The organism is uncultured Limimaricola sp., assembly GCF_964022235.1.
Lineage (GTDB): Bacteria > Pseudomonadota > Alphaproteobacteria > Rhodobacterales > Rhodobacteraceae > Limimaricola.
In genome coordinates, this window is sequence record NZ_CAXHZL010000007.1 from 115,737 (window position 1) to 139,846 (window position 24,110).

23 protein-coding genes are annotated in these 24,110 nt (G+C 67.6%); 14 read left to right on the plus strand and 9 right to left on the minus strand.

Annotated elements, in window-relative coordinates; genetic code table 11:
* The first annotated feature begins 152 nt into the window (after positions 1–152).
* From AADJ02_RS10800 to AADJ02_RS10825, 6 genes are all read left to right on the plus strand, one after another.
* Positions 153–1,166, plus strand: coding sequence for a TRAP transporter substrate-binding protein (locus AADJ02_RS10800; protein WP_341213013.1), 1,014 nt, complete (start codon positions 153–155; stop codon positions 1,164–1,166).
* A gap of 119 nt (positions 1,167–1,285) precedes the next feature.
* Entirely contained in the window at positions 1,286–2,056 is a 771-nt protein-coding gene (locus AADJ02_RS10805; RefSeq protein WP_341213014.1) for a TRAP transporter small permease subunit, read from the plus strand.
* The gene (locus AADJ02_RS10810) at positions 2,056–3,651 is read left to right on the plus strand and encodes a TRAP transporter large permease subunit (RefSeq protein WP_341213015.1); all 1,596 of its coding nucleotides are present in this window, start codon (positions 2,056–2,058) and stop codon (positions 3,649–3,651) included. Before AADJ02_RS10805 ends, AADJ02_RS10810 begins: the two co-directional genes overlap by 1 nt.
* Positions 3,652–3,709: 58 nt before the next feature.
* The gene (locus AADJ02_RS10815; RefSeq protein ID WP_341213016.1) at positions 3,710–5,203 is read left to right on the plus strand and encodes an altronate dehydratase family protein; all 1,494 of its coding nucleotides are present in this window, start codon (positions 3,710–3,712) and stop codon (positions 5,201–5,203) included.
* A 10-nt stretch (positions 5,204–5,213) separates the two neighbouring features.
* The gene (locus tag AADJ02_RS10820; protein WP_341213017.1) at positions 5,214–5,930 is read left to right on the plus strand and encodes an SDR family oxidoreductase; all 717 of its coding nucleotides are present in this window, start codon (positions 5,214–5,216) and stop codon (positions 5,928–5,930) included.
* On the plus strand, positions 5,930–6,805 hold the full coding sequence (locus AADJ02_RS10825) for a DMT family transporter (protein WP_341213018.1): 876 nt from the start codon (positions 5,930–5,932) through the stop codon (positions 6,803–6,805). The genes AADJ02_RS10820 and AADJ02_RS10825 overlap by 1 nt, the downstream gene beginning before the upstream one ends.
* 19 nt (positions 6,806–6,824) lie before the next feature.
* Here AADJ02_RS10825 and AADJ02_RS10830 read toward each other — a convergent pair whose 3' ends face one another.
* The 5 genes from AADJ02_RS10830 to AADJ02_RS10850 form a co-directional block, all read right to left on the minus strand.
* The gene (locus AADJ02_RS10830) at positions 6,825–7,580 is read right to left on the minus strand and encodes an FCD domain-containing protein (RefSeq protein ID WP_341213019.1); all 756 of its coding nucleotides are present in this window, start codon (positions 7,578–7,580) and stop codon (positions 6,825–6,827) included.
* 16 nt (positions 7,581–7,596) lie between these two features.
* On the minus strand, positions 7,597–8,559 hold the full coding sequence (denD, locus tag AADJ02_RS10835; RefSeq protein WP_341213020.1) for a D-erythronate dehydrogenase: 963 nt from the start codon (positions 8,557–8,559) through the stop codon (positions 7,597–7,599).
* Positions 8,560–8,622: 63 nt separating this feature from the next.
* Positions 8,623–9,639, minus strand: a complete 1,017-nt coding sequence (locus AADJ02_RS10840; RefSeq protein WP_341213021.1) for a TRAP transporter substrate-binding protein — start codon at positions 9,637–9,639, stop codon at positions 8,623–8,625.
* 88 nt (positions 9,640–9,727) lie between these two features.
* The gene (locus AADJ02_RS10845) at positions 9,728–10,864 is read right to left on the minus strand and encodes a fumarylacetoacetate hydrolase family protein (protein WP_341213022.1); all 1,137 of its coding nucleotides are present in this window, start codon (positions 10,862–10,864) and stop codon (positions 9,728–9,730) included.
* Positions 10,865–10,867: 3 nt separating this feature from the next.
* On the minus strand, positions 10,868–12,265 hold the full coding sequence (locus tag AADJ02_RS10850; RefSeq protein WP_341213023.1) for an FAD-linked oxidase C-terminal domain-containing protein: 1,398 nt from the start codon (positions 12,263–12,265) through the stop codon (positions 10,868–10,870).
* A 104-nt stretch (positions 12,266–12,369) separates the two neighbouring features.
* On the opposite strand from AADJ02_RS10850, the gene AADJ02_RS10855 reads away from it, so the two are divergent.
* A complete protein-coding gene (locus AADJ02_RS10855) occupies positions 12,370–13,293 on the plus strand; it encodes an NAD(P)-dependent oxidoreductase (protein WP_341213024.1) in 924 nt (307 codons plus the stop codon).
* Here the strand turns inward: AADJ02_RS10855 and AADJ02_RS10860 are convergent.
* The gene (locus AADJ02_RS10860; RefSeq protein WP_341213025.1) at positions 13,278–13,598 is read right to left on the minus strand and encodes an AzlD domain-containing protein; all 321 of its coding nucleotides are present in this window, start codon (positions 13,596–13,598) and stop codon (positions 13,278–13,280) included. The genes AADJ02_RS10855 and AADJ02_RS10860 overlap by 16 nt on opposite strands.
* Positions 13,595–14,320 carry an AzlC family ABC transporter permease gene (locus AADJ02_RS10865; RefSeq protein WP_341213026.1) on the minus strand — a complete coding sequence of 242 codons (726 nt, stop codon included), beginning with the start codon at positions 14,318–14,320 and terminating at the stop codon, positions 13,595–13,597. The genes AADJ02_RS10860 and AADJ02_RS10865 overlap by 4 nt, the downstream gene beginning before the upstream one ends.
* 127 nt (positions 14,321–14,447) lie before the next feature.
* On the opposite strand from AADJ02_RS10865, the gene AADJ02_RS10870 reads away from it, so the two are divergent.
* Positions 14,448–16,226: an IlvD/Edd family dehydratase gene (locus AADJ02_RS10870; RefSeq protein WP_341213027.1), complete on the plus strand. Its 1,779-nt coding sequence runs from the start codon at positions 14,448–14,450 to the stop codon at positions 16,224–16,226.
* An 8-nt stretch (positions 16,227–16,234) separates the two neighbouring features.
* On the plus strand, positions 16,235–16,972 hold the full coding sequence (locus tag AADJ02_RS10875) for an SDR family oxidoreductase (RefSeq protein WP_341213028.1): 738 nt from the start codon (positions 16,235–16,237) through the stop codon (positions 16,970–16,972).
* Between the two features lie 38 nt (positions 16,973–17,010).
* Here AADJ02_RS10875 and AADJ02_RS10880 read toward each other — a convergent pair whose 3' ends face one another.
* The gene (locus AADJ02_RS10880) at positions 17,011–18,276 is read right to left on the minus strand and encodes a PHB depolymerase family esterase (RefSeq protein WP_341213029.1); all 1,266 of its coding nucleotides are present in this window, start codon (positions 18,274–18,276) and stop codon (positions 17,011–17,013) included.
* A gap of 43 nt (positions 18,277–18,319) precedes the next feature.
* A complete protein-coding gene (locus AADJ02_RS10885) occupies positions 18,320–18,718 on the minus strand; it encodes a CopG family transcriptional regulator (protein WP_341213030.1) in 399 nt (132 codons plus the stop codon).
* A gap of 337 nt (positions 18,719–19,055) precedes the next feature.
* Here AADJ02_RS10885 and AADJ02_RS10890 point away from each other — a divergent pair, with 337 nt between their 5' ends.
* The 5 genes from AADJ02_RS10890 to AADJ02_RS10910 all read left to right on the plus strand — a co-directional run bounded on the left by AADJ02_RS10890 (position 19,056) and on the right by AADJ02_RS10910 (position 24,020).
* Positions 19,056–20,480: a circularly permuted type 2 ATP-grasp protein gene (locus tag AADJ02_RS10890; RefSeq protein ID WP_341213031.1), complete on the plus strand. Its 1,425-nt coding sequence runs from the start codon at positions 19,056–19,058 to the stop codon at positions 20,478–20,480.
* The gene (locus tag AADJ02_RS10895) at positions 20,477–21,421 is read left to right on the plus strand and encodes an alpha-E domain-containing protein (RefSeq protein WP_341213032.1); all 945 of its coding nucleotides are present in this window, start codon (positions 20,477–20,479) and stop codon (positions 21,419–21,421) included. The genes AADJ02_RS10890 and AADJ02_RS10895 overlap by 4 nt, the downstream gene beginning before the upstream one ends.
* 28 nt (positions 21,422–21,449) lie before the next feature.
* Positions 21,450–22,250 (plus strand): transglutaminase family protein, encoded by an 801-nt coding sequence (locus AADJ02_RS10900; protein WP_341213033.1) that lies wholly within the window; start codon positions 21,450–21,452, stop codon positions 22,248–22,250.
* A gap of 11 nt (positions 22,251–22,261) precedes the next feature.
* On the plus strand, positions 22,262–22,993 hold the full coding sequence (locus AADJ02_RS10905; RefSeq protein WP_341213034.1) for a peptidase: 732 nt from the start codon (positions 22,262–22,264) through the stop codon (positions 22,991–22,993).
* Positions 22,994–23,129: 136 nt separating this feature from the next.
* Positions 23,130–24,020 (plus strand): 3-keto-5-aminohexanoate cleavage protein, encoded by an 891-nt coding sequence (locus tag AADJ02_RS10910; RefSeq protein ID WP_341213035.1) that lies wholly within the window; start codon positions 23,130–23,132, stop codon positions 24,018–24,020.
* Positions 24,021–24,110 lie beyond the last annotated feature (90 nt).

The following is a 24,110-nucleotide window of genomic DNA, read 5'->3' on the forward strand; positions in this document are numbered from 1 at the left end:
GCAAAGGGCGGCAATCCCATCTGGTATACCAAAAATTTCTTGTCTGTCGAGATCGCCGTCGCTAGCGTGACGTAGCGGCTGGTATACCATCTCTGGGAGGAGGGGGGTCCGGCGGCGGGACAGGCGGGCAGAACCGCCAAGGGAGGAAAGTGATGAAGACCAGTATCGTATGTCTCTCCACAGCACTGGTGGCGGCGATGGCCCTGCCGGCCGTGGCGCAGGAAACGCTCCGGATTCAGACGCACTACGCGCCCGAGACGGAATCGGGCAAGCTCGCCCAGCAGTTCGCCGACGACATCGAGGTAATGTCGAACGGTGAGATCGACGTGGAGATGTTCTTCTCCTCGTCCGTGGTCAAGACGGTCGAGGCCTTTGACGCCGCCGCCAATGGCATCCTCGATTGCGACATGACCGGTGGCGCCTACCAGACCGGCAAGAACCCCGCCTTTCAATTCGTGGGCGACATCATGGGCGGCTACGACACGCCGTGGCAGCAATACGCCTGGCTCTACAACGGCGGCTTCGAGACCGCCGACGAGCTTTACAACGAGTTCAACATGAAGCTCGTGGGCTGGTGGATCTACGGCCAGGAATCCATGTCCTCGTCCAAGCCCATCGCCGGGCCCGCCGATCTCAAGGATTGGAAGTTCCGTTCGCCTCCGGGCATGGAGACCGAGATCTTCGCGAACCTCGGGGCCTCCCCGGTGGTGATGGACTTCACCGAGATCTTCACCGCGCTCGAGACCGGCATCATCGACGGCGCCGACGCCTCCGGTCTGGCCAACAACGTCGGTCTCGGCCTGTACGATCTGGTCGAGCACGCGACCTTCCCGGGCTTTCATTCGATGCCGTCGGACCACCTCGCCTGCCGTCTCGACAAGTGGGAAGGCCTGAGCGAGGCGCATCAGCGGATCATCGACACCGCGATGCAGAAGCTGGCGTTCCAGACGGCGCTCACCTTCGAGGTCGCCAACAACGAGGCGGCGGCGGAGCTGCGCGAAAAGGGCGTCACGCTCTACGACTGGTCCGACGAGGACCGCAAGGTGTTCCGCGAAGCAGCGCAGGCGGCCTGGGCCGACTGGGCGACCAGGACGCCCGAAACCAAGGCGCTGGTCGACAGCCACATCGCCTTCATGACGCAGCTCGGCCTCATCGCGGGCGAGTGATCCGCAGGCCTTGAAAAGAGCACAGCCCCCGGTTCGTCCGGGGGCTGCGCACGAGAGACGACGACACGCCGCAGGGGGAGAGGGCCGTGGCCAGCAAGGCAAAGACGACAATCGGGGACATGGCCTGGCCTGCGGCGTTCATCGCCTGCCTGGTCTGGCTGGTCTGGTATTTTCCGCGCTTCATCATTTACGCGGGGTTGGCCAACGACAACCTCAACTCGGGCTATATGACCGCGGGCGCGGTCGATTTCGCGCTGATGGCGGGGGCGGTGATCGCGCTTGTCATGGGGCTGCGTTCGGTGCGCACCACCGCCGGTGAGGGCGAGATCGAGACGCCGATCGACAGGCTGAGCCTGTTTCTGGGCCGGGTGACGATGCTGCTCGTGGTGATCCTCGTGGCGGTGATGGCCTACGAGGTGACGCTGCGCTACGTGTTCGAGCGCCCGACGCTCTGGGCCAACGAGATGAGCCTGTGGATGGCCGGGTTCATCTTTCTGCTGTCGGGGCTCTATGCCATGCAGCAGCGCAGCCATATCCGCATCTATCTGCTTTACGACGTGTTCCCGCGCTCCGTGCAGCGGGTCTGCGACGTGATCTCGACCGCGCTGATCTGTCTCTTTGCCGCGGCGATGATCTGGGGCTCGTGGAACGAGGCGCGCGACAAGTTCCTGCGCTGGGAGACCTTCGGCACCGCCTTCGACCCGCCGATCCCCGCGACGCTCAAGCCGCTGATCCTTCTGGTGATGGTGCTGGTGGCGCTGCAGGCGGTGGCCAACCTGATCGCCGATTGGCGCAAGGGCCCTGAAACCCACGGCGTGATCGACGAGGGCGAGGTCGAGGAGATGATCCAGACCGCGCGCGCGCAGCATGAACAGGGAAGACACGACTGATGTTCGATATCGGAACCATTTCCACCCTGCTTCTGCTTGCCATGCTGGGGCTTTTGGCGATCGGCATGCCGCTGGGCTTTGCTTCGGCGATCCTCGCCGTCGGTGTGCTGGTGATGAAGTTCGGCCCCGACCTGCTGTTTTCCAGCTTCGGCACCGGGCCGCTCAACATCCTCGCGCAGAGGATCTACGGGCTGCTCACCGACTACGTGCTGATTTCGATTCCGCTTTTCATCTTCATGGCGAACCTGCTGGAGCGATCCGGCATCGCCGCCGAGATGTACAACTCGCTCAACGTCTGGCTCAACCGGACGCGCGGCGGCATCGCCATCGTCACCTCGATCATGGCGGTGATCATGGCCGCGATGTCGGGCATCATCGGCGGCGAGGTGGTGCTCTTGGGCCTGATCGCGCTGCCGCAGATGCTGCGGCTCGGCTATGACCGCAACCTCGCCATCGGCACGATCTGCGCCAGCGGGAGCTTGGGCACGATGATCCCGCCGTCGATCGTGCTGATCATCTATGGCCTCATCACCGAGACCTCGATCAAGGCGCTGTTCACCGCGTCGTTCCTGCCGGGCTTCATCCTCGCCTCGTTCTTCATCCTCTACATCGTGGTGCGCACGAGGCTGAACCCAGGTCTGGCGCCTCTGCCCGAACTCGAGATCGGCGAGCCGGAACTGGCCGAGAAGCGCAAACTCTTCGGCACCTTCCTTCTCACCCTCGTCGGCGGCTTTGCGGCGGCGCTGTTCCTGCGGGCCTTGTTCCTGACGCTCACGGGGCAGAACACCGCGCGCGAAGGCGTCGAGGACATCGCCTTCGGCACACCCGTCTATGTGGTGATCTTCGGGGTGGTGGTGCTCGCAGCCGTGGCGCTGATCTTCGGGGTGATGGGGCGCGAGCGGTTTCGCACCTCGTGGTCGATGGGCAAGGGTCTGGTCGGGCCGATGGTGGTGATCGGCGTGGTGCTGGGTTCGATCTACGGCGGCATCACCGGCATCACCGAGGCCGCCGGCATGGGCGTCATCGCGGTGGGCGTCATCGCGACGCTGCGCGGCGAGATGAGCTTCAACCTGCTGGCCGAGGCGCTGAAACGGACGCTGAAATCGACCGGCACGATCATCTGGGTGACGATCGGTGCCACGGCGCTGGCGGGCGCCTATACCATCGCTGGTGGCCCCACCTTCATCGCCTCGACCATCGTCGGCAGCGATCTTCCGACCATGGGCGTGATCCTGATCATGATGGCGATCTTCCTCGTGCTCGGCGCCTTCATGGACTGGGTCGGCATCGTGCTTCTGGTGATCCCGGTGTTCCTGCCGATCATCCTGCGGCTGCCGATCGAGGAAATCGGCCTGTTCGGAGAGCTGAACCCGGCGCATCTGTCGATCTGGTTCGGGGTGGTGTTTTGCATGAACATGCAGGTGAGCTTCCTCAGCCCGCCCTTCGGCCCGGCGGCCTTCTATCTCAAATCCGTGGCCCCGCCCGAGATATCGCTCACCGACATCTTCCGTGGCTTCCTGCCCTTCATCGCGATCCAGCTCGTGGCCCTGTCGCTGCTGCTGATCTGGCCGCCGCTGGTGTCGGTGTTCCTCTGACGCTTCGGGGCGGGCCGCGATGGCCCGCCCTCCCATTTCTCCCCCAAGGTTCGCTCTCATGTCCGCCCTGATCCGCCTCGACGCCGCCGACAACGTCGCCACCGCGCGCCGCACGCTCCAGCCCGGCGAGGAGGGGGCAAGCACCCCGGTGCCGCGGGGTCACAAGATGGCGCTCGGGCCCATTGCGGCGGGCGCGCCGGTCACCAAATACGCGCAAGTCATCGGCTATGCCGCCGAGGACATCGCGGCGGGGGCGCATGTGCACACGCACAACCTTGCATTCCGTGACATCGACCACGCCCATGCCTTCGGCTCGAACCTGCGGCCCGCCGCCGCGCCCGCGTGCAAGGATCACTTCATGGGCTACCGCCGCGCCACGGGGCGGGTCGGCACGCGCAACTACATCGCCGTGCTGACAAGCGTGAACTGCTCGGCCACCGCCGCGCGGCTCATCGCGCAGGAATTCACGCCCGAGCGGCTCGCGGCCTATCCGGAGGTCGACGGGGTCGTGGCCTTCGTACATGGCACTGGTTGCGCCATGGGTGGCGACGGCACCGGGTTCGAGCTGTTGCAACGCACGCTTTGGGGCTATGCGCGCAACCCCAATGTCGGCGGCGTGCTGATGGCGGGTCTGGGCTGCGAGATGATGCAGATCGACTGGCTGATCGAGGCCTACGGCCTCACCCCCGGCCCGCTGTTTCGCACCATGAACATCCAGGATGTGGGCGGTCTGCGCCGCACGGTCGAGGCCGGGGTGGCGGCGATCGAGGAAATGCTCCCCGTCGTCAACGCGGCGCGGCGCGAGGAATGCCCAGCCTCGGATCTGATGGTGGCGTTGCAATGCGGCGGATCCGACGCGTGGTCGGGGATCACCGCCAACCCGGCGGTCGGCTACGCCTGCGATCTTCTGGTGGCGCAGGGCGGCACCGGGGTTCTGGCCGAGACGCCCGAGATCTATGGGGCCGAGCATCTGCTGACGGCGCGCGCGGCGCGGCCGGAGGTCGGTCAGAAGCTCATTGACCTGATCGAGTGGTGGCGCGACTACACCGCGCGCAACCGCGGCTCGATGGACAACAATCCCTCGCCTGGCAACAAGGCGGGGGGGCTGACGACGATCCTCGAAAAATCGCTCGGCGCGGCGGCCAAGGGTGGGACGACGCCGCTCAATGGCGTCTACCGCTATGCCGAGCCGATCACCGAGACCGGCTTCGTCTTCATGGACAGCCCCGGCTACGACCCGGCCAGCGTGACGGGACAGATCGCGTCGGGCTGCAACCTCGTGGCCTTCACCACCGGGCGCGGTTCGGCCTTCGGGGCCAAGCCGTCGCCGTCGATGAAGATCGCTACCAATTCCGAGATGTTCGCCCGGATGGAGGAGGACATGGACATCGACGCGGGCCGCATCCTGTCGGGCGGTGCTACGGTCGAGGAGGTGGGCCGCGAGATCTATGAGATGTGGCTGCGCATGGCCTCCGGCGAGGCGTCGAAGTCCGAGGCGCAGGGGCTTGGCGATTATGAATTCGTGCCCTGGCAGGTCGGGGCGGTGATGTGAGGGTAAGATCATGAGACTGACGGGCAAGAAGGCCTTCGTCACGGCGGCGGGGCAGGGGATCGGGCGGGCCATCGCGCTTGCCTATGCGCGCGAGGGCGCGGCGGTTACGGCCACGGATGTGGACGGGGCCAAGGTCGCGGACATCGGCGGCACGGCGCTCGACGTGACCGACAAGGCAGCCCTGCAGTCGGCGGTGCGCGCGGCGGCCCCCGACATCCTCGTCAATTGCGCGGGCGTGGTGCATGCGGGTTCGGTCCTCGAGGCGACCGACGACGATCTCGACTTTGCCTTCGCGCTCAACGTGCGGGCGCAGTTTCATTCGATGCAGGCGGCGCTGCCCGGCATGGTCGAGCGCGGCGGCGGCGCGATCGTCAACATCGCCTCGGTCTGCTCTTCCCTGCTCTCGGCGCCGAACCGCTTTGTCTATGGCACCACCAAGGCCTCGGTGATCGCGATGACCAAATCGGTCGCCAAGGATTTCGTGACCCAAGGCATCCGCGCCAACGCGATCTGCCCCGGCACCGTCGACAGCCCGTCGCTGCACGAGCGGCTGCGCGCCACGGGCGATTATGACGCCGCACTCTCGGCCTTCATCGCGCGCCAGCCGATGGGCCGGATCGGCACGCCCGAGGAGATCGCGGCGCTGGCGGTGTATCTGGGCTCGGAGGAGTCGGGCTTTACCACCGGGCAGGCGCATATCATCGACGGCGGCTGGGCCAACGGCTGATGGAGGCGGTGCGCCCGCGCGAGGACCGGACGGGGTTCGGGCTGGTGCTGATGGCCGGCGCGGTGGGGTTCTTCACCTGCGTCGACACATCGGCCAAGTGGCTGATCCTCGCCGGGTTTCCAGCGCTGCAGGTGGTTTTTGCGCGCTACGCGGGGCATCTGCTGCTGTCATTGGCGCTCTACATGCCGAACGGTGGTCTGGCGCGGTTTCGCTCGGCGCACCCGTTGCTGCAATTCCTGCGCTCGGGTTTTCTGCTGGGCAGCACGTTTCTCAACTTCACGGCGCTGAATTACCTGCCGCTGACGATCACCACGACGGTGATGTTCGCGGGCCCGATCGCGGTGACGCTCTTGTCGATCCCGATCCTGGGCGAGAGGGTCGGCATCCGCAGGCTGGCGGCGGTGCTGGTCGGGTTTTCGGGCGTGCTGGTGGTGGTGCAGCCTTGGGGGGCGGCGTTCCATCCGGCGATGATCCTGTCGCTGGGCGCGCTGTGCTGCGCGTCGCTCTATTTCGTGCTGACGCGGATGATCGCCGGGGCCGAGAGCACGGCGACGAGCCAGCTTTGGTCGAGCGGGCTGTCGTCCTTGGTGATCGCGCCGATGGTGCTGCCGGTCTGGCAGTGGCCTTCGACGCTGCTCGAAGGGGTGATCCTCGTGGCGATCGGGCTGTTCGGCGGGGTGGGGCATATTTTCGCGACCGTGGCGCACCGCTTTGCCGATGCTTCGCTGCTGGCGCCGGTGGTCTATATCCAGATCGTCTTCGCCTCGCTGGCGAGCATCCTCGTCTTTGCGACCTGGCCCACGGGTTGGACGCTTCTCGGCGGGGCGATCATCGTGGCGGCGGGGGCCTATATCTGGAACCGCGAGCGGCGCTAGCTCGCGCTTCCCGGCGCGCTCAAGAGGGTGCGCCCCAAGCCCGGATGCGGTCGGCCACGCGGGCATCGGGCGCGCCGCCCTCCTCGCGCTCGCGCCAGCGGTCGAGCAGCGGCTGACCCGAGTTGCGGCAATGCACCCGCATGGCGCGGCGCGCGGCCTCCGCGTCGGCGGCGGCAAAGGCGTCGAGGATCGCGAGGTGCTCGGCCTCGTAGAAGCGCGCCACGTCGGCGGCGTCGCGGCGGTTGTTGGCGCGGGTCCATTCGGGAAAGCGGCGGCGGGCGCGCCAGAATTCTTCGACGATGGAGACGAAGACCGAGTTGCCGGTGGCGCGCGCGATGGTGACGTGAAAGTCGCGGTCGAGGCGTTCGACCTGCGAGAGGCCGAGCGCGGGATCGGCCATGCCGGAGACGAGGTCCCGCAGATGCGCGAGGTCCGCCGCACCGATGAAGGGTGCGGCGGCGGCGGCGATCTCGGGTTCGATCCGGTAACGCGCCTCGACCAGCTCGTAAAAGCCGGGTTGCGCCGGGGCTTCGCGCGGCGCTTCGGGCAGGGTTTCGGTAACGAAGGCCCCGGCCCCGAAGCGGGTGACGACATAGCCCATCAGCTCGAGCGCGATCATCGCCTCGCGCACCGTGGTGCGGCTGACGCCCAAACGCTCGACCAGATCCTTGTCTGCGGGCATCTTGGCGCCGGGTGCGAGGTCGCCCGTGCGGATCGCGGCCACGATCTCGTCGGCGACGAGACGGTAGCGCGGGGTCTGGATGATGGGCTTCACGCGATGCTTTCCGTGGTCAGGCGGGCTTGTCGTCCTCGAGATAGTAGCGCACGTTCTCTTCGAAGCTCTCGTCGGCTTCGAGACCGAGCGCCAGCGCCTTGGCAGGATCGTAGTCGAAACGCCAGCCCGACACGATGTCGCGTATCGCGGCGTCATCTTCGAACCGGATCCGTTTTGCGGGCTCTGGCCCCGCCACTGCCGTCATGGCCTCGATCATCTGGCGGATCGAGAGCCTGCGGCCCGGCATGATCATGGTGCGGCTCTGACCCAGATCGGCGGCCTCGATCTCGGCGCCACGGATGAGGTTCTCTACGCAAAGCCTTGGGCTCAGGTAGTAATGTTCGAAATCGGGATCGACCGGGCAGATGGCCTCTTCCCCGTTCAGCGGCTCGCGGATGATCGAGGACATGAAGGAGGAGGCGGCGCGATTGGGCTTGCCCGGGCGCACCGAAATGGTGGGCAGGCGCAGCGTGCGGCCATCGATGAAGCCCCGCCGCGAATAGTCGTTGACCAGAAGCTCGCCGATCGCCTTTTGCGTGCCGTAGGAGGTCTGCGGATTGGGAATGGTCCAGTCGCGGATCGGGTCGGGTACTTCGCCGCCGAACACGGCGAGCGACGAGGTGAAGACGAGGATCGGGGCGCGGCCCTGCTGGCGTACCGCCTCCATCACGTTGAGCGCGCCGTGCAGGTTGACGTTCATGCCGTCCTCGAACTCGGCTTCGGCGTGGGAGGAGACCACGGCGGCGAGCAGGAAGATCGCGTCGAAGCCCGGGCCGATCAGCGCGTCGACCAAAGCGCGGTCGGTGATGTCGCAGGCGGTGGTGGCGACCTCGAAGGGCGCGTCGAGAGAGGCGGGCGCGGCGATGTCGGCCAGCGTCAGCCCGGCGATCTCGCGGCCGCGCAGCTCGCCGCGCGCGATGAGGCGGCGCGCCAGCTTCTGGCCCAGAAAGCCGCCGCCGCCGATGATCAGGATGTTCATTTGGGTGTCTTTCGCACGAATGGGGAGGAGCCGGGGGCGGGTGCGCCCCCGGCGATCACGGGCCTAGTCGCCGAGGCCGATACGCTCGAGGAAGGCGATGTGGCTGTCGACGATGGCGCGGGCCTCGGGGGTCTTTTCGGCCCAGCCCTCCCATGTGTCGGTCGCGGCCTTGCGGAAGGTGGCGCGATCCTCGTCGGACCAGTCATGCAGCGTCACGCCCTTTTCGGGCAGCGCGTCGAGCGCCTCGCCATTGTCGACGATGACCCGCGTCATTAGCCCGAGTGCGAGGCTGTCCATCGAGACGCGCAGGATCTCGCGATGCGGCTCGGGCATGGCCTCCCATGTCGCGGTCGAGCAGGCGAGGTGATCCGAGGACATCGAGTGAAAGCCCGGATAGGTGGTGTGGGTGGCGATGTCGTAGATGCCAAGGCCCACGTTGTTGGCCAGCGTCGAGGCATCGGCACCATCGATGATGCCGGTCTCCAGCGCGGTGAAGATCTCGGTGAAATCCATCACCACGGGCTTCGCGCCCAAGGCGGCGAAGATCTCGGACTCCATGCCCGGCGGCGAGCGGAACTTGAAGTTCTGCAGATCGGCGATGCCGGCCAACGGCTTGGTCGAGTTGAGCGATTCTTGGCCCCCGAGCCACGCGCCGACGAACTCCATGCCGTTGGCGTTGTAGAGGTCGTTGATCTGTTCGCGCCCGCCGCCGTGCTGGATCCAGGCAAGGAACTGCAGCGGTGAGTCGTAGCCACCCATCACGTCGGCCACGAACTGGAAGGCCGGGTTCTTGCCGGTCTGGTAGGAGCCGTTGGTCATGTCGCAATCGAGGATGCCATTGGCGGCGGCGTCGAAGGTCTCGGCGGATTTGACCACTGCCGAGGAGTAGAACATCTCGATGTCGATATCGCCGCCAGACATGGCTTCGACATTCTCCACCCATTCGGCGGCAAGTTGGCCCGCGGGCGACTCGGGCGATTGCTGGGTCTGGATGCGCAGCGTCGTGGTCTGCGCGGCGGCAGCACCGGCGAGCAGCGCGAGACCGGCGGTGGCGGTGGCGAGTGTCGAGATGATCTTCATGGTTCCCTCCCTGGAAGTCCTCCACCCGGACCCTGCCAAGAGCCGCGCCCGATTGCCAGACAATTCGACAATCGGGCGCGAGAAACCGTCAGAGCAGCCCGCGTCCGGCGAGGTTGCGCATCAAGGCCCCCGTGCCAAAGCGCCACTCGGGGCATTCGGTCGAGAGCCGCACCGTGTTGCGCAGCGCGCCCAAGCGGGCCTCCTCGATCACCACCACATCGCCGGTCTTGTGGGTAAAGCCCTGTCCCGGCGCATCGCGGTCCTGCACCGGGGCAAAGAGCGTGCCGAGAAACAGCAAGAAGCCGTCGGGATACTGGTGATGCCGACCGATGGTCTGGGCGACGATGCTCTCGGGGTCGCGGCTGATCTTCGACATCGAAGAGCGCCCCTGCAGCGCGAAGCCATCCTCGCCCGTCACCGTGAGCCTCAACTCGGCGGCGCGCATGTCGTCCATGGTGTAGTGTTCGTCGAACACCCGGATGAAGGGGCCGATGGAACACGACGCGTTGTTGTCCTTGGCCTTGCCCAAGAGCAGCGCCGAGCGGCCCTCGACGTCGCGCAAGTTGACGTCGTTGCCAAGCGTCGCGCCGCGAATTCGGCCCCGGCTGTCGATGGCCAGCACGATCTCGGGCTCGGGGTTGTTCCAGTTCGACATCGGGTGCAGTCCGACGCTGGCGCCCCAGCCGACGGCGGCCATGGGCTGGCACTTGGTGAAGACCTCCGCATCCGGGCCGATGCCGACCTCCAGATATTGCGACCACAGCCCCTCGGCCTGCAGCACTGCCTTGACCTGCATGGCCTTGTCCGAGCCCGGCACGATGCCCGACAGGCTGTCGCCGATCACGCCCTGCACCCGCGCCCGGATCTCTTGCGCGCGGTCGGCGTTGCCCGCCGCCTGCTCCTCGATCACCCGCTCGACCATGCTTTCGGCAAAGGTCACGCCGGAGGCCTTGATCGCCTGAAGATCGGCGGGCGGGAGGAGGTGCGGCGCGCCGGGGGTTTCGGTCGAGGCGGCGAAGATCTCGTCGATGCCGCCGATATCCTCGCCCGGCGCGTCCCGCAGAAAGGCGGCAAGATCGTCGCGCTCCATAAGGTCGCGCATGGTCGGCGCCTCGCGCGACGTTATGTCGATCACCCGGCCGTCGCGCAGGGTGATGAGGGCGGGGCCATGGGCGCGTTGCACGCGGCCCACGAGCAGGGCGCGGGAATGGTCTTGGGGCAGCATCGGTCAGCCTTCGTCTTGGGGGGGCAGCATCTTGCCCGGATTGAGGATGCCCTTGGGGTCAAGGGCGGATTTGAGTGACCGCATCACCGCGACGGCCTCGCCGTGTTCGGCGGTCATGTAGGCGATCTTGCCAAGGCCCACGCCATGTTCGCCGGTGACGGTGCCGCCCAAGAGCAGCGCGTTTTCGGCCAGCGCGTCGGTAAAGCGGTGCAGCCGGGCCATTTCTTCCGCATCATTCGGATCGACGCGCAGGCCACAGTGGAAATTGCCGTCGCCGACGTGGCCGACGATGGTCGAGGTGAGGTTCAGTTCGCGGGCGAGGGATTGGGCGTGGGTCACCGCCTCGGCCAGCCGCGAGATCGGCACGCAGACATCGGTGGCAAGCGTCCGCTTGCCCGGATCGAGCGCGCCGGTCGCGTAATGCGCCTGATGCCGCATGTGCCATAGCTCGCGGCATTCCTCGGCGCGGTCGGTCCAGCGCATCGCCGAGGCCCCGTATTCCCCCGCCAGATCCCCGAAGGCTTCGGCCTGTTCGGCGACACTCGCGGGCGAGCCGTGGAATTCGACGAAAAGATGCGGCTCCTCCGGCAGGTCGCTGCCCTGATAGGCGTTGAAGCCGCGCAGCATCATCTCGTCGAGCAGTTCGATACGCGCCACCGCGAGACCCGACTGGATCGTCGCGATCACGCAATCGACCGCCTCGGCGACCGAACCGAAGCGGCAGGTCGCGGCCGAGACCGCCTCGGGTTGGCCGTGCAGCTTCAGCGTCAGTTCGGTGATGATGCCGAGCGTGCCCTCGGAGCCGATCATCAGCCGGGTGAGATCGAAGCCCGCGCTCGATTTGCGCGCGCGGCTGCCGGTGCGGATGACGCGCCCGTCGGCCAGCACCACCTCGAGCGCCAGCACGTTGTCGCGCATCGTGCCGTAGCGGACCGCCGTGGTGCCCGAGGCGCGGGTCGCGGCCATGCCGCCAAGGCTCGCGTCGGCGCCGGGATCGACCGGGAACATCAGCCCGGTGGCGCGCAGCTCCTCGTTCAGCTGGCGTCGGGTGACGCCGGGCTGCACCACCGCGTCCATGTCCTGCGGGTGGACCGCGAGCACGCGGTTCATCCGCGCGAGGCTCAGGCTGATGCCGCCGTGGATCGGCAGGTGGTGGCCTTCGAGCGCGCTGGCGGCCCCGACGGCGGTGACCGGGCAGCCCTGCGCGCGGCAGATGCGCAGCAGGGCCGCGACCTCTTGGGTGGTCTCGGGAAAGACCACGGCGTCGGGCGGGGCCTCGGGGTAATGCGCCTCGTTGCCGCCGTGCTGCGCGCGCACCGAAGCCGAGGTGGCAAGGCGGTCGCCGAAAATCGGCGCGAGCGCCGCGATGGCCGCTGCGGCGGCCGGATGAATGGTCTGCATCTGTCCTCCCGGCGCGGGCCTCGCAGCCCACGCTTGTCCTCCGCTCCAATTGGTATACCATTTTCGCGATGCATCAAGCCGCCCGGTGCGGCGCGGGAGGGACAATGACGGACAAGGCAAAGATCGGCTTCATCGGGCTGGGATTCATGGGGCGCGGCATGGCGGCGAACCTCGCGCGCGCGGGATATCCGATGATGGTCAAGGGCAACCGCGACCGCGCGCCGGTCGAGGCGCTGGTGGCGCAAGGGGCTGTCGAGGCGCCGAGCCCGCGCGAGATGGCCGAAAGCTGCGAGATCATCCACCTGTGCCTGTCGAACTCAGGCCAGGTCGAGGCGGTGATCCGGGGCGAGGACGGGATATTGGCAAGCGGGCGAAAGGGGTTGATCGTGATCGACACGACCACCGCCGACCCGGTGTCGACCGCCGCTCTCGCCACCGAGATGGCGGCGGCTGGCATGACCCTCGTCGACGCGCCCTTGGGGCGCACGCCGAAGGAGGCAGAGGAGGGCACGCTCGACGCGATGGTCGGCTGCGACGCCGAGACCTTTGCCAAGGTGAAGCCGGTGATCGAGGTCTGGGCCGGCAACATCACCCATGTCGGCGACACCGGCTCGGGTCACCGCATGAAGCTGGTGATGAACTTCATCTCCATGGGCTACGCCGCCCTTTACGCCGAGGCGCTGACCATGGGGGTGAAGTCGGGGCTGAGCCCGCAGGCGGTGCGCGAGGTGATCGGCGGCTCACGGCTGTCGAACGGCTTCTTCGACACCTTCATGCGCGCCGCCGTCGCCCGCGAGCGCGACGTGCACCGCTTTACCATCACCAATGCCGCCAAGGACACGCGCTATGCCGCCGCGATGGCGACCGAGGCGGGGATGGCGAACCCGCTGGGCGCGGCGATCCGCAACGCCTTTGCGCAGATGGAGGCGGCCGGGAAGGGCGGCGATTACGTGCCTTGGCTCGCCGATCACGTGGCCGCGTTGAACGGGCTCGACCTCGAAGCGGCGGTGGCTCAGAGCAGCGCCTGAGCCGCGTAGAGCGTGGCGAGCCCCGCGACGATCGCACCCACCGGGCCGTAGCGCAGCCCGACCAGCACCGCGATCAGCGCTGCGATCACCCGCGGGGCCTGAGTCTCGCCGCCCGTCGCGGCGGGCCAGAGCACGGCGGGTACGATCAGCGCCGGGAACACCGCGACGCCCACGTATTTGAGGTGCAACAGCAGCCAGTCGGGAAGCTGCTTGCCCCCCAACAGCCCGAGAAAGGAAAACCGGATCAGGAAGGTGCCAAGACCAAGCGCCAGCGTCAGGCTCCAGAATTCGACCGCGCCGATCATGCCGGGCACCCCGCGCGCCGCGCCGCGCGGCGGCGCAGGAACAGCTCCGCCTGCGCGCCCGTGATCATCGCGGCGGTGGCGGCGATCGGCAGGCCGAGGTTCCACGGCAGCCACGCAAAGCCGATGGTGACGACCGACGACACCAGCGCCGCGAAGAGATGCGGTAGGCTGCGCAGCAGCGGCGCGAGCAGGGCGATGAAGCAGACCGGCACCGCGAAATCGAGCGACAGTGAGGCCGGGATCGCCTGTCCCATCAGCGCGCCCGCGAAGGTGCAGCCATACCAGATCGGGCAGACCACGGCCATGCAGCCGAAGTAGTAGCGCAGCTTTTGCGACAGGGTCATCTCGGGGCTGTCCTCGTAGCGGCGCACCGCCACGGCAAAGCTCTGATCGACCATGAGATAGGCCGCGAGGGCGCGCAGCCCCAAGGGAGCCGCGCCCAGATGCGGCACGAGGGCGGCAGAATACATCGCCATGCGCAGGTTCACCGCCAGCGCCGCCAAGAGCGCCACGAAGACCGGCGCGCCGTCCTGCAGCAGCGCCAGCGCCGTGAACTGCGACGCGCCCGCGATGACGATCACCGACATCGACATCACCTGCAAAAGGTCGAGGCCAGCGTCGCGGGCAACAACGCCGAACAGGGTCGAAAAGGGGATCACGATCAACACGAAGGGCAGGCAGTCGCGAAAGCCCGCGCGAAAAGGGTGGCGAGGCGGCGGCATGGGGAGGCTCCGGTCACGATGCGGCAGGGGGCGGATTGGCTCTTGCATTTGGTATACCATTTAACGATCCTGCCACAAGCAGATAGGCGGCACCGGGTTTGGGCGCCGCACGAGGGAGGAGACGGCCATGGACACCCGCGCCAAGCGCAAGTTCCGCAGCCAGGAATGGTTCGACAACCCCAATAACCCGGGCATGACTGCGCTCTATATCGAACGCTATCAGAACCAGGGCTACACGCAGGGCGAATTGCAGAGCGAGCGGCCCGTCATCGGCATCGCGCAGACCGGCAGCGATCTGGCCCCCTGCAACAAGATCCACGTGTTCCTGATGGACCGGATCAAGGCGGGCATCCGCGACGCGGGCGGCATCCCGATGGAATTTCCAGTGCACCCGATTCAGGAAACCGGCAAGCGGCCCACGGCGGCGCTCGACCGCAACCTGAGTTATCTCGGTCTGGTCGAGGTGCTGCACGGCTATCCGATCGACGGGGTGGTGCTGACGACGGGATGCGACAAGACCACGCCCGCGATGCTGATGGGGGCGGCGACGGTCGACCTCCCCGCCATCGCGCTCAACGGCGGGCCGATGCTCGACGGCTGGTGGAAGGGCGAACGGGCGGGCTCCGGCACGATCATCTGGGAAAGCCGCCGCCTGCTGGCCGAGGGCAAGATCGACTATGACGAGTTCATGGGCCGGGTCTGCGCCTCGGCGCCAAGCCTGGGCCATTGCAACACCATGGGCACGGCCAGCACCATGAACGCGATGGCCGAGGCTTTGGGCATGACGCTGCCCGGCAACTCGGCGATCCCGGCCCCGTTCCGCGAGCGGATGGCGATGGCTTATGAGACGGGCCGCCGCATCGTCGCCATGGTGCACGAGGATCTCAAACCCTCCGACATCCTGACGCGCGAGGCCTTTGAGAACGCCATCGTCACGAACTCGGCCATCGGCGGCTCGACCAACGCGCCGCCGCATCTGCAGGCGATCGCGCGGCACGCCGGGGTCGAGCTGGACGTGACCGACTGGCAGAAGGTGGGCTTCGACGTGCCGCTTCTGGCCAATATGCAGCCCGCCGGGAAATACCTCGGCGAAAGCTTCTACCGCGCGGGCGGCGTCCCGGCGGTGATGGGCGAGCTGCGCAAGGCGGGCCGCATCCACGAGGGCGCGATGACCGCGAGCGGTCAGACCATGGGCGAGAACCTCAAGGGCTGGGAGAGCCGCGACACCGATGTGATCCTGACCTATGACGCGCCCTTGCGCATCAACGCGGGCTTTCTCGTGCTCTCGGGCAACCTCTTCGACAGCGCGCTGATGAAGACCTCCGTGATTTCCGAGGGCTTCCGCGAGCGGTACCTCTCGCGCCCTGGCCAAGAGGGCATCTACGAGGCCCGCGCCGTGGTGTTCGAGGGACCCGAGGACTACCACGAGCGGATCAACGACCCGTCCTTGGAGATCGACGCCGAGACGATCCTGTTCATTCGCGGCGTCGGCTGCGTCGGCTACCCCGGCTCGGCCGAGGTGGTGAACATGCAGCCGCCCGACGCGGTGCTGATGCAGGGCATCGACCACCTGCCGACGGTGGGCGACGGACGGCAGTCGGGCACCTCGGAGAGCCCCTCGATCCTCAACGCCTCGCCCGAGGCGGCGGTCGGTGGCGGGCTGGCGCTGCTGAAGACCGGCGATCGGGTGCGGCTCGACCTCGCGGCCTGCCGTCTCGACGCGCTGGTCGACGACGCCGAATGGGACGCGCGCCGCGCCGCGTGGTCGCCGCCCGAGCTGCGCAACCAGACGCCGTGGCAGGAGATCTACCGCAAGAACGTGGGCCAGCTCGCCGATGGCGGCTGTCTTGAACTGGCGACGGCCTATCACAAGGTCGGCCGCGACCTGCCGCGCGACAACCATTGAGGCATGAGATGAGTAAGACGATCCTGATCACCGGCGCGGGCAGCGGCATCGGCCGCGCCACGGCGCGCCGGTTCCTCGAGGCGGGCTGGCGCGTGGCGCTGACCGGACGGCGCGAGGACCCGCTCATCGAGACGGCGGCGGGCCACGCCTCTGCGCTCATCGTGCCCTGCGACGTCACCGACGAGGCGTCGGTCGATGCGCTCTATGCGAGGATCGAGGCCGAATGGGGCCGTCTCGACGCGCTGTTCAACAACGCGGGCACCAACGCGCCAGGGCGGCCGATCGACGAGATCCCGGTGGCCGACTGGAAACAGGTCTGCGACGTCAACATCACCGGAATGTTTCTGGCAGCACGCGGGGCCTTTGGGCTGATGCGTCGACAGGCGCCGCAGGGCGGGCGGATCATCAACAATGGCTCGATCTCGGCGCATGTGCCGCGCCCGGGCTCGGCCCCCTACACCATGTCCAAGCACGCGGTGACCGGGCTGACGCGGACGCTGTCGCTCGACGGGCGGCCGTTTGATATCGCCTGCGGGCAGATCGACATCGGCAACGCGCTCACCGACATGGCGGTGGCGATGACCCGCGGCGTGCCGCAGGCCGACGGCTCGAACGCCGTCGAGGCGGTGATGGACGTGGCCCATGTGGCGGATGCGGTGTTGCACATGGCGTCGCTGCCGCCCGAGGCCAACGTGCAGTTCATGAACGTCATGGCGACCAAGATGCCCTTCATCGGGCGCGGCTAAGCAAAACGGGGCCACCCCGAGGGGCGGCCCCATCCGCGTCATTCGGCATCGAGGAAGAAGCGGACCATCTCGCGCGAGGCGTCGGGACCTTGCGGGTCGGTGTAGGAGCCCGACGGGCTGCCGCCCGACCATGCGTGTCCGCCGCCCGCGACGATCCAGAATTCTGCCCGCACCCGGCCCGAGGCGTCGCGGTAGAGCTGGCGTCGGGCGTCGCGGCCCGTGGCCGTGGCCGTGGCGGGGGCCGCCTCGCCGCGCGCCTCGCCCATGAGCTTGTGGGCGTTCGAGACGTCGACCGTGCGGTCGGCATCGCCGTGGATCACGAAGAGACGTGGCCCCGTTGCAGCGGCGGCCCGGCCTCCACCCTGTCCACGCATCGCCGAGAACGCCGAAACCATGTCGCGCGCGGCCCCGGCGGGCAGGCCCGAATGCACGCCGATCCCGGCAAAGAGGTCGGGATGCGTCTCACCCAGTATCGCGGCCATCGCCCCGCCCGCCGACAGCCCGGCGACAAAGCACCTTTCGGGGCCGACGCCGAATTCGGCGCAGAGCGCGCGGGTCAGGGCTGCGAGAATAGCAGGCTCGCCCTGCGCCGCCGATTGGTGCGCGGCCTCGAACCAGTTCCAGCACGACTGCATGTTCGCCGCGCGGGTCTGCTCGGGCCAGGCCACGGCGAGGTTCTCGGCCTCGGCCACGGCGTTCATGCCGGTGCCGCTGGCGAAATCCTCGGGCGTCTGGGTGCAGCCGTGCAGCATGACGATCAGCCCACGCACCTGAGCCGCCCCGCAGGAGGGGACATAGAGGCGGTAGTCGCGGCCGCCTTCGGGCCCCGCGTGGGAGCGCCGCTCGAAGCGGGCACCGGGGGGCAGGGGAATTTCGGTCGCGGGTCGGGCCATGCCCGGCAGCGAGGTGCCCAGCCCCGACAGCGATGACGCCAGACCCGATGACGCCAGACCCGACAGCGGCGATGCCGTTCCCGGTGACGCGGTGCCGCAATCGGCGCAGCCCGGCAGATGCGCCTGTAGCCGCTGCAGGAGTGAGCGCCGCGAGGGGGTCTCGTCGAGGATCTCGGCGTCTTCGGCGCGGGGCTGGGGGCGAGCCTGCGGTTTGGACCTCTGCGTCTGCGATCCGTCGGGCGGCAGGATGTCCACCTTGCCCCTCCGCGCGTCGGGTGTCGCGGTCTTGTCGGTGGGGGCGGGCTGCGCGGCCGTGCCCTTGCCGCTGAGCCCGGCCTGTATCTCGCGCGTGGCGGCCATCGGGTCCTGGGACCGCAGCGCGGCCATCGCGCGCTGCATCATTGCGCTCATGTCATGCCTCATCTCGTCGTCCTCTCAACGGCCCCATCGGGCCTCATGCAATACGGTCCGCCAAGGCCGCCTTGAGGGCGGCGGGCGCCTGAAGCGCGCCTAGGACGGTCAGCGAGGCGATGGTCTGCCGCGCTAGTTCGGGGTCGATATCGGGGGCGAAGCGCGCCAGCCCGACCACGCGGACATGCAAAACCTCGCCCGCGTCGCGCAGCGCCTCGAGATCGGCGCGGGTGAAATCGTGCAGGCCCAGCTCCAGCCGGTGCCGTTCGATCGACCGGCCCAGTTCGGCCGACTGCGCGGCGAGCTGGGTGCGGATCGCCGTCCGGATGAAATCGGTCCGATTCGAGAAGAACCCCTCCTGCACCAGCAGGTCGATCCGGCCCAGATCGACCGGGCCGAGGTTGATGGTGATCTTCTCGCTGTCGGCCATGCGCTCCTTCATTGGCGGTTCTCCTTCCGTGTGCCATCCATATGGATGGTGTATGGCCGGTTTCAAGGGGTGAGCGCAAGCGATGGCAGCGCGCTTTCCGATTTTGCCCATATCAGTGCCTCCGCCGGCTAGACGCCCCCGTAAGGGACGCCCCCAACGCCTGTAGGGGTCCGACCCGCGGTGCGATGCACTGCCTCACAGGGGGCAAGACTTTGCCGGATGCCTGCAAAACGCTCCAGATGCCTCGCGATTAGGCTGCGATGCATCGCGCCTGCCCGTGATCGGGCCATGCAGCGCGGCGGCGACGAAGCGCGATTGGCGCGGTCGCGCGGCGGCGTATCGTCAAGCCATGAGCGACAGTAGAACATTCGACGAGATGTGGGGCCGCGACGCCGCCCTCCGGCCCCCTTACGCCGCCATCGACGGCTGGTTTCAGGGCGAGGATCCGGGGCGATTGCGCCGCAAGGCCCGCGAGGCGGAGGACCTGTTCCGCCTCACCGGCATCACCTTCAACGTCTATGGACAGCAGGACGCGGGCGAGCGGCTGATCCCCTTCGACATCGTGCCGCGGGTCATCGCCGCGCGCGAATGGGACCGGTTGTCGCGCGGCATCGAGCAACGGGTGCGCGCGATCAATGCCTTTCTGCACGACATCTACCACAGGCAGGAGATCATCCGCGCCGGACGGGTGCCAATCGAGGCGATCGCCCGCAATGAGGCGTTCCTGCCGCAGATGATCGGCGTCGACCCGCCGGGCGGGGTCTATACCCACATCGTCGGCACCGATCTCGTGCGCACCGGCGAGGACGAGTTCTACGTGCTCGAGGACAACGCCCGCACGCCCTCGGGCGTCAGCTACATGCTCGAAAACCGCGAAACCATGCTGCACATGTTTCCCGAGCTGTTCATGAAGACGCGGGTGCGGCCGGTCTCGTCCTACCCGTCGCAGCTGCACCGCTCGCTCTGCGCCTGCGCGCCCGCGAGCGCGGGGTCCAAGCCGGTGGTCGGCATTCTGACGCCCGGCAGCTACAACTCGGCCTATTACGAGCACAGCTTTTTGGCCGACAAGATGGGGGTGGAGCTGGTCGAGGGCCACGACCTGCGGGTGATCGACGGGCGCGTGGCGATGCGCACGACGCGCGGCTACACCCCGATCGACGTGCTGTATCGCCGCGTCGACGACGACTGGATCGACCCGATGAACTTCAACCCCGACAGCGCGCTTGGCGTGCCGGGCTTGATGGATGTCTACCGCGCGGGGCGGCTGACGCTGGCCAACGCGCCGGGCACCGGCATCGCCGACGACAAGGCGATCTATTCCTACATGCCCGAGATCGTGGAGTTCTATACCGGCGAGAAGGCCATTCTGAAGAACGTACCGACGTGGCGCTGCTCGGAGCCGGACGCGTTGGCCTACGTGCTCGACAACTTGCCAGAGCTCGTCGTCAAGGAGGTGCACGGCTCGGGCGGCTACGGCATGCTGATCGGGCCGACGGCCTCGAAAAAGGAAATCGCGGCGTTTCGCGACAAGCTCAAGACCCGGCCCGGCAACTACATCGCGCAGCCAACGCTGTCGCTCTCGACCGTGCCGATCTTCACGCGCGCGGGGCTGGCGCCACGCCATGTCGACCTGCGGCCCTTTGTTCTGGTCTCGCCCGAGGGGGTGTCGATCACGCCGGGCGGCCTCACGCGGGTCGCGCTCAAGAAAGGATCGTTGGTGGTGAATTCGAGCCAAGGCGGCGGCACCAAGGACACGTGGGTGCTTGAAGAATGACGACGCTGGGCAAGACGGCGGGCGGGCTCTACTGGATGTTTCGGTATCTGGAGCGTTCCGAGAACACCGCCCGCATGGTCGAGGTCGGCCAGCGCATCGCGCTTACCCGGTCCTCGGCGGACGACGAATGGGCCAGCGTGCTGCAGGCCTCGGGCACCTATCAGGGCTACATGGCCAAGCACGAGGCGGTGACCCGCGACCATGCCATCGACTGGATGCTGCGCGATGCCGACAACCCGTCGTCGGTGCTGTCGGTGGTCAAGGCCGCGCGTGACAACGCCCGCGTGGTGCGCACCGCGCTCACCCGCGAGGTCTGGGAGGCGGTGAACGAGGCGTGGATGAGCCTCGCCGCCGCGATGAAGCGACGGGTGGCGGACCGCGACCTGCAGGACGTGCTGCGGATGATCCGGCAACGCGCGGCCTTCGTGCGCGGCGCGACCCACGGCACGATGCTGCGCAACGACATCTACGACTTCTGCCGCCTCGGCATGTTCTGCGAGCGGGCGGATTACACCGCCCGGATCCTCGACGTGAAGTATTTCGTGCTGCTGCCTTCGGCCTCGGCCGTGGGATCGCGGCTCGACGACATCCAGTGGGAGACGATCCTGCGCTCGGTCTCCGGCGTCGGCGCCTATCAGATGCGCTTTGGTCAGGAGCTGCGCCCGCGCGAGATCGCGCAGTTCATCCTCCACGACCGGACCATGCCGCGCAGCCTTGCCTTCTGCGCCCACAAGCTGCGCGAGAACCTCGGCTACCTCGCCACCGATTACGGCGAAAGGCTGCCATCGCACGATATCGCCGACCAGATGAACGAAAAGCTGCTGGCCCGGCCCATCGACGCGATTTTCGAGACCGGGCTGCACGAGTTCCTCGTCGATTTCGAGGGCTGCATCGGCCATCTGAACCGGCAGATCGAGATCGATTACAGGTTCTACCGATGAGCCGCCCCCTACTTGCAGGAGCGCCCCCATGCGCCTGAGCATCACGCACCGCACCACCTACAGCTATGACGGTCCCGTCGATTTCGGGCTGCAGCAGCTGCGGCTGACGCCGAAGTCGAGCGGCGCGCAGCGCGTGGTGTCGTGGACGACCACCGTGACGGGCGGGCGGCGCGAGCTTTGCTTCGAGGATCACCACGCCAACACGGTCGAGCTGATCTCGGTCGATCCGGGCACGCGAGAAATCGAGATCATGTCGCAGGGCGAGCTGGAGATCGAGGATCACCACGGGGTGCACGGCGCCCATGCGGGGCACATGCCGCTGTGGCTGTTCGAGCGGCAGACGCCGCTGACCCGGCCCGGCGCGGGCTGCCGTCGGCTGGTGGCGGGGCTGGCGCCCAAGATGGGACCGCTCGAGCGGCTGCACGCGCTGTCGCAGGCGATCCGCGACGCGGTGGAATACCGCACCGGAAGCTCCGACGTGCGCACCACGGTCGAAGACGCGATCGCCGCCGGGTCAGGCGTGTGCCAGGATCACGCGCATATCTTCATCAGCTGCGCGCGCGCCATGGGCGTGCCCGCGCGCTATGTCTCGGGCTATCTGATGATGGATGATCGCGTGGCGCAGGAGGCGACCCACGCCTGGGCCGAGGCGCATCTGCAGGGCTTGGGCTGGGTCGGCTTCGACATTTCAAATGCGATCTCGCCGGACGCGCGCTATGTGCGGGTGGCGACCGGGCTCGACTATGCCGAGGCCGCGCCGGTCAACGGCTTTCGCTATGGCACGGCCAATGAGGATCTGTGTGTCGCGCTCGAAGTGCGGCAGGACTGAATGGAGCGATCATGACCTATTGCTGTGCCCTCAGGCTCGACCGGGGGCTGGTGTTCATGTCCGACACCCGCACCAACGCCGGTGTCGACAACATCTCGAGCTGTCGCAAGATGTTCAGCTGGACGGATGCAGATTCGGCCATCACCCTGCTGACGGCGGGCAACCTCGCCACGACGCAGGCGGTGGTGAGCATGATCGACGAGCGGCTGAAATCGCCCGCCGACCGGCACCCGTCGATCCTGGGCCAGAACTCGATGTTCGCGGTGGCGCGGATGGTGGGCGACCTGCTCAAGGAAGAGATCGCGCGCGCGGGCGAGGGGCAGATGTCCGCCGATGCGGGCACCTTCGGCGCAACGCTGATCCTCGGCGGACAGGTGCGCGGCAGCGCGCCGCGCCTGTTCCTGATCTACCCCGAGGGCAACTTCATCGAGGCCGGCGACGACATGCCGTGGTTCCAGAGCGGCGAGACCAAGTACGGCCGGCCGATCCTCGTGCGGGTGTTCGACCCGGCCATGAGCTTCGACGAGGCGGTGAAGCTGTTGATGGTGAGCTACGACAGCACCATCAAGGCCAACCTCTCGGTCGGGCTGCCGCTCGATCTGCAGATCTACGAGGCCGACAGCTTCGAGACCGGGCGCACGCACCGGATCGAGGGCGACGACGCGCAGTATCTCGCGATCTCGGGCGGCTGGAGCGACGCGCTCAGGATCGCCTTCGACGCGCTTCCCGACGTGTCGATCTAGGACCGCGCCAGCCCGGTATCCCAGAGACACGCGATGATGATCGCCCCGGTGTCCTTGGCGCCGCACGCGGTTGCGCAACCGGGGTGCGCGGGCCTAGCGTCGATCCGGGCGGTCGTCGCCTGGGGAGAGCATCGACATGAACTGGAACGCGTTCATCACCTGCGCCGTGACCGGCTCGGGGCAGAGCCATCTGCGCAGCGACCGTGTGCCGGTGACCCCGGCGCAGATCGCCGCCGCCTGCGTCGAGGCGGCCGGGGCCGGAGCCGCGGTCGCGCATGTCCATGTGCGCGACCCCGAGACGGGCGCGCCCGCGCGCGACCCGAAGCTCTACCGCGAGGTGGTGGCACGGGTGCGCGACAGCGGCACGGATGTGATCCTCAACCTCACGGCGGGGATGGGCGGCGACCTGATGCTCGGCCCGCCCGAGGCGCCGCTGCCGCTCGGGGCCGGCACCGACATGGCCAGCGCCGCCGAGCGTCTCGCCCATGTCGAGGAGCTGCTGCCCGAGATCTGCACGCTCGACTGCGGCACCATGAACTTTGCCGAGGCCGATTACGTGATGACCAACACGCCCGGCATGCTGCGCGCGATGGCCCGGCGCATCCGCGCCGCGGGCGTGAAGCCCGAGATCGAGGTTTTCGATCTGGGCCACCTGTGGCTGGCTAGGACTCTGGTCGAAGAGGGGCTGATCGACGATCCGGTGCTGGTGCAGCTGTGCATGGGCATCCCCTATGGCGCACCTGCCGAGCTGCCCGCGCTGAACGCGATGCTGGCGCAGTTGCCCAAGGGCTGGATCCACTCGGCGTTTTCGATCGGCCGGATGCAGCTGCCTTATGTGGCGCAATCGGTGCTGTCGGGCGGGCATGTGCGGGTCGGGCTCGAGGACAACATCTGGCTGTCGCGCGGCGTCCCGGCCACGAATGGCGCGCTGGTCGAGCGCGCGGCGACGATGCTCTCGGCGATGAACGTGGGCGTCATGGGGCCGAGCGAGGTGCGCGAGATGCTGAAGATCCAAAAGCGGTGGTAGGGTGCACACCGCCGCGACGCCGTGGGTGCCGTGCCGCGACACTCCTTCAAATTAATTCTTAGAATTCGACCGGCTCCGGGACGGTATGGT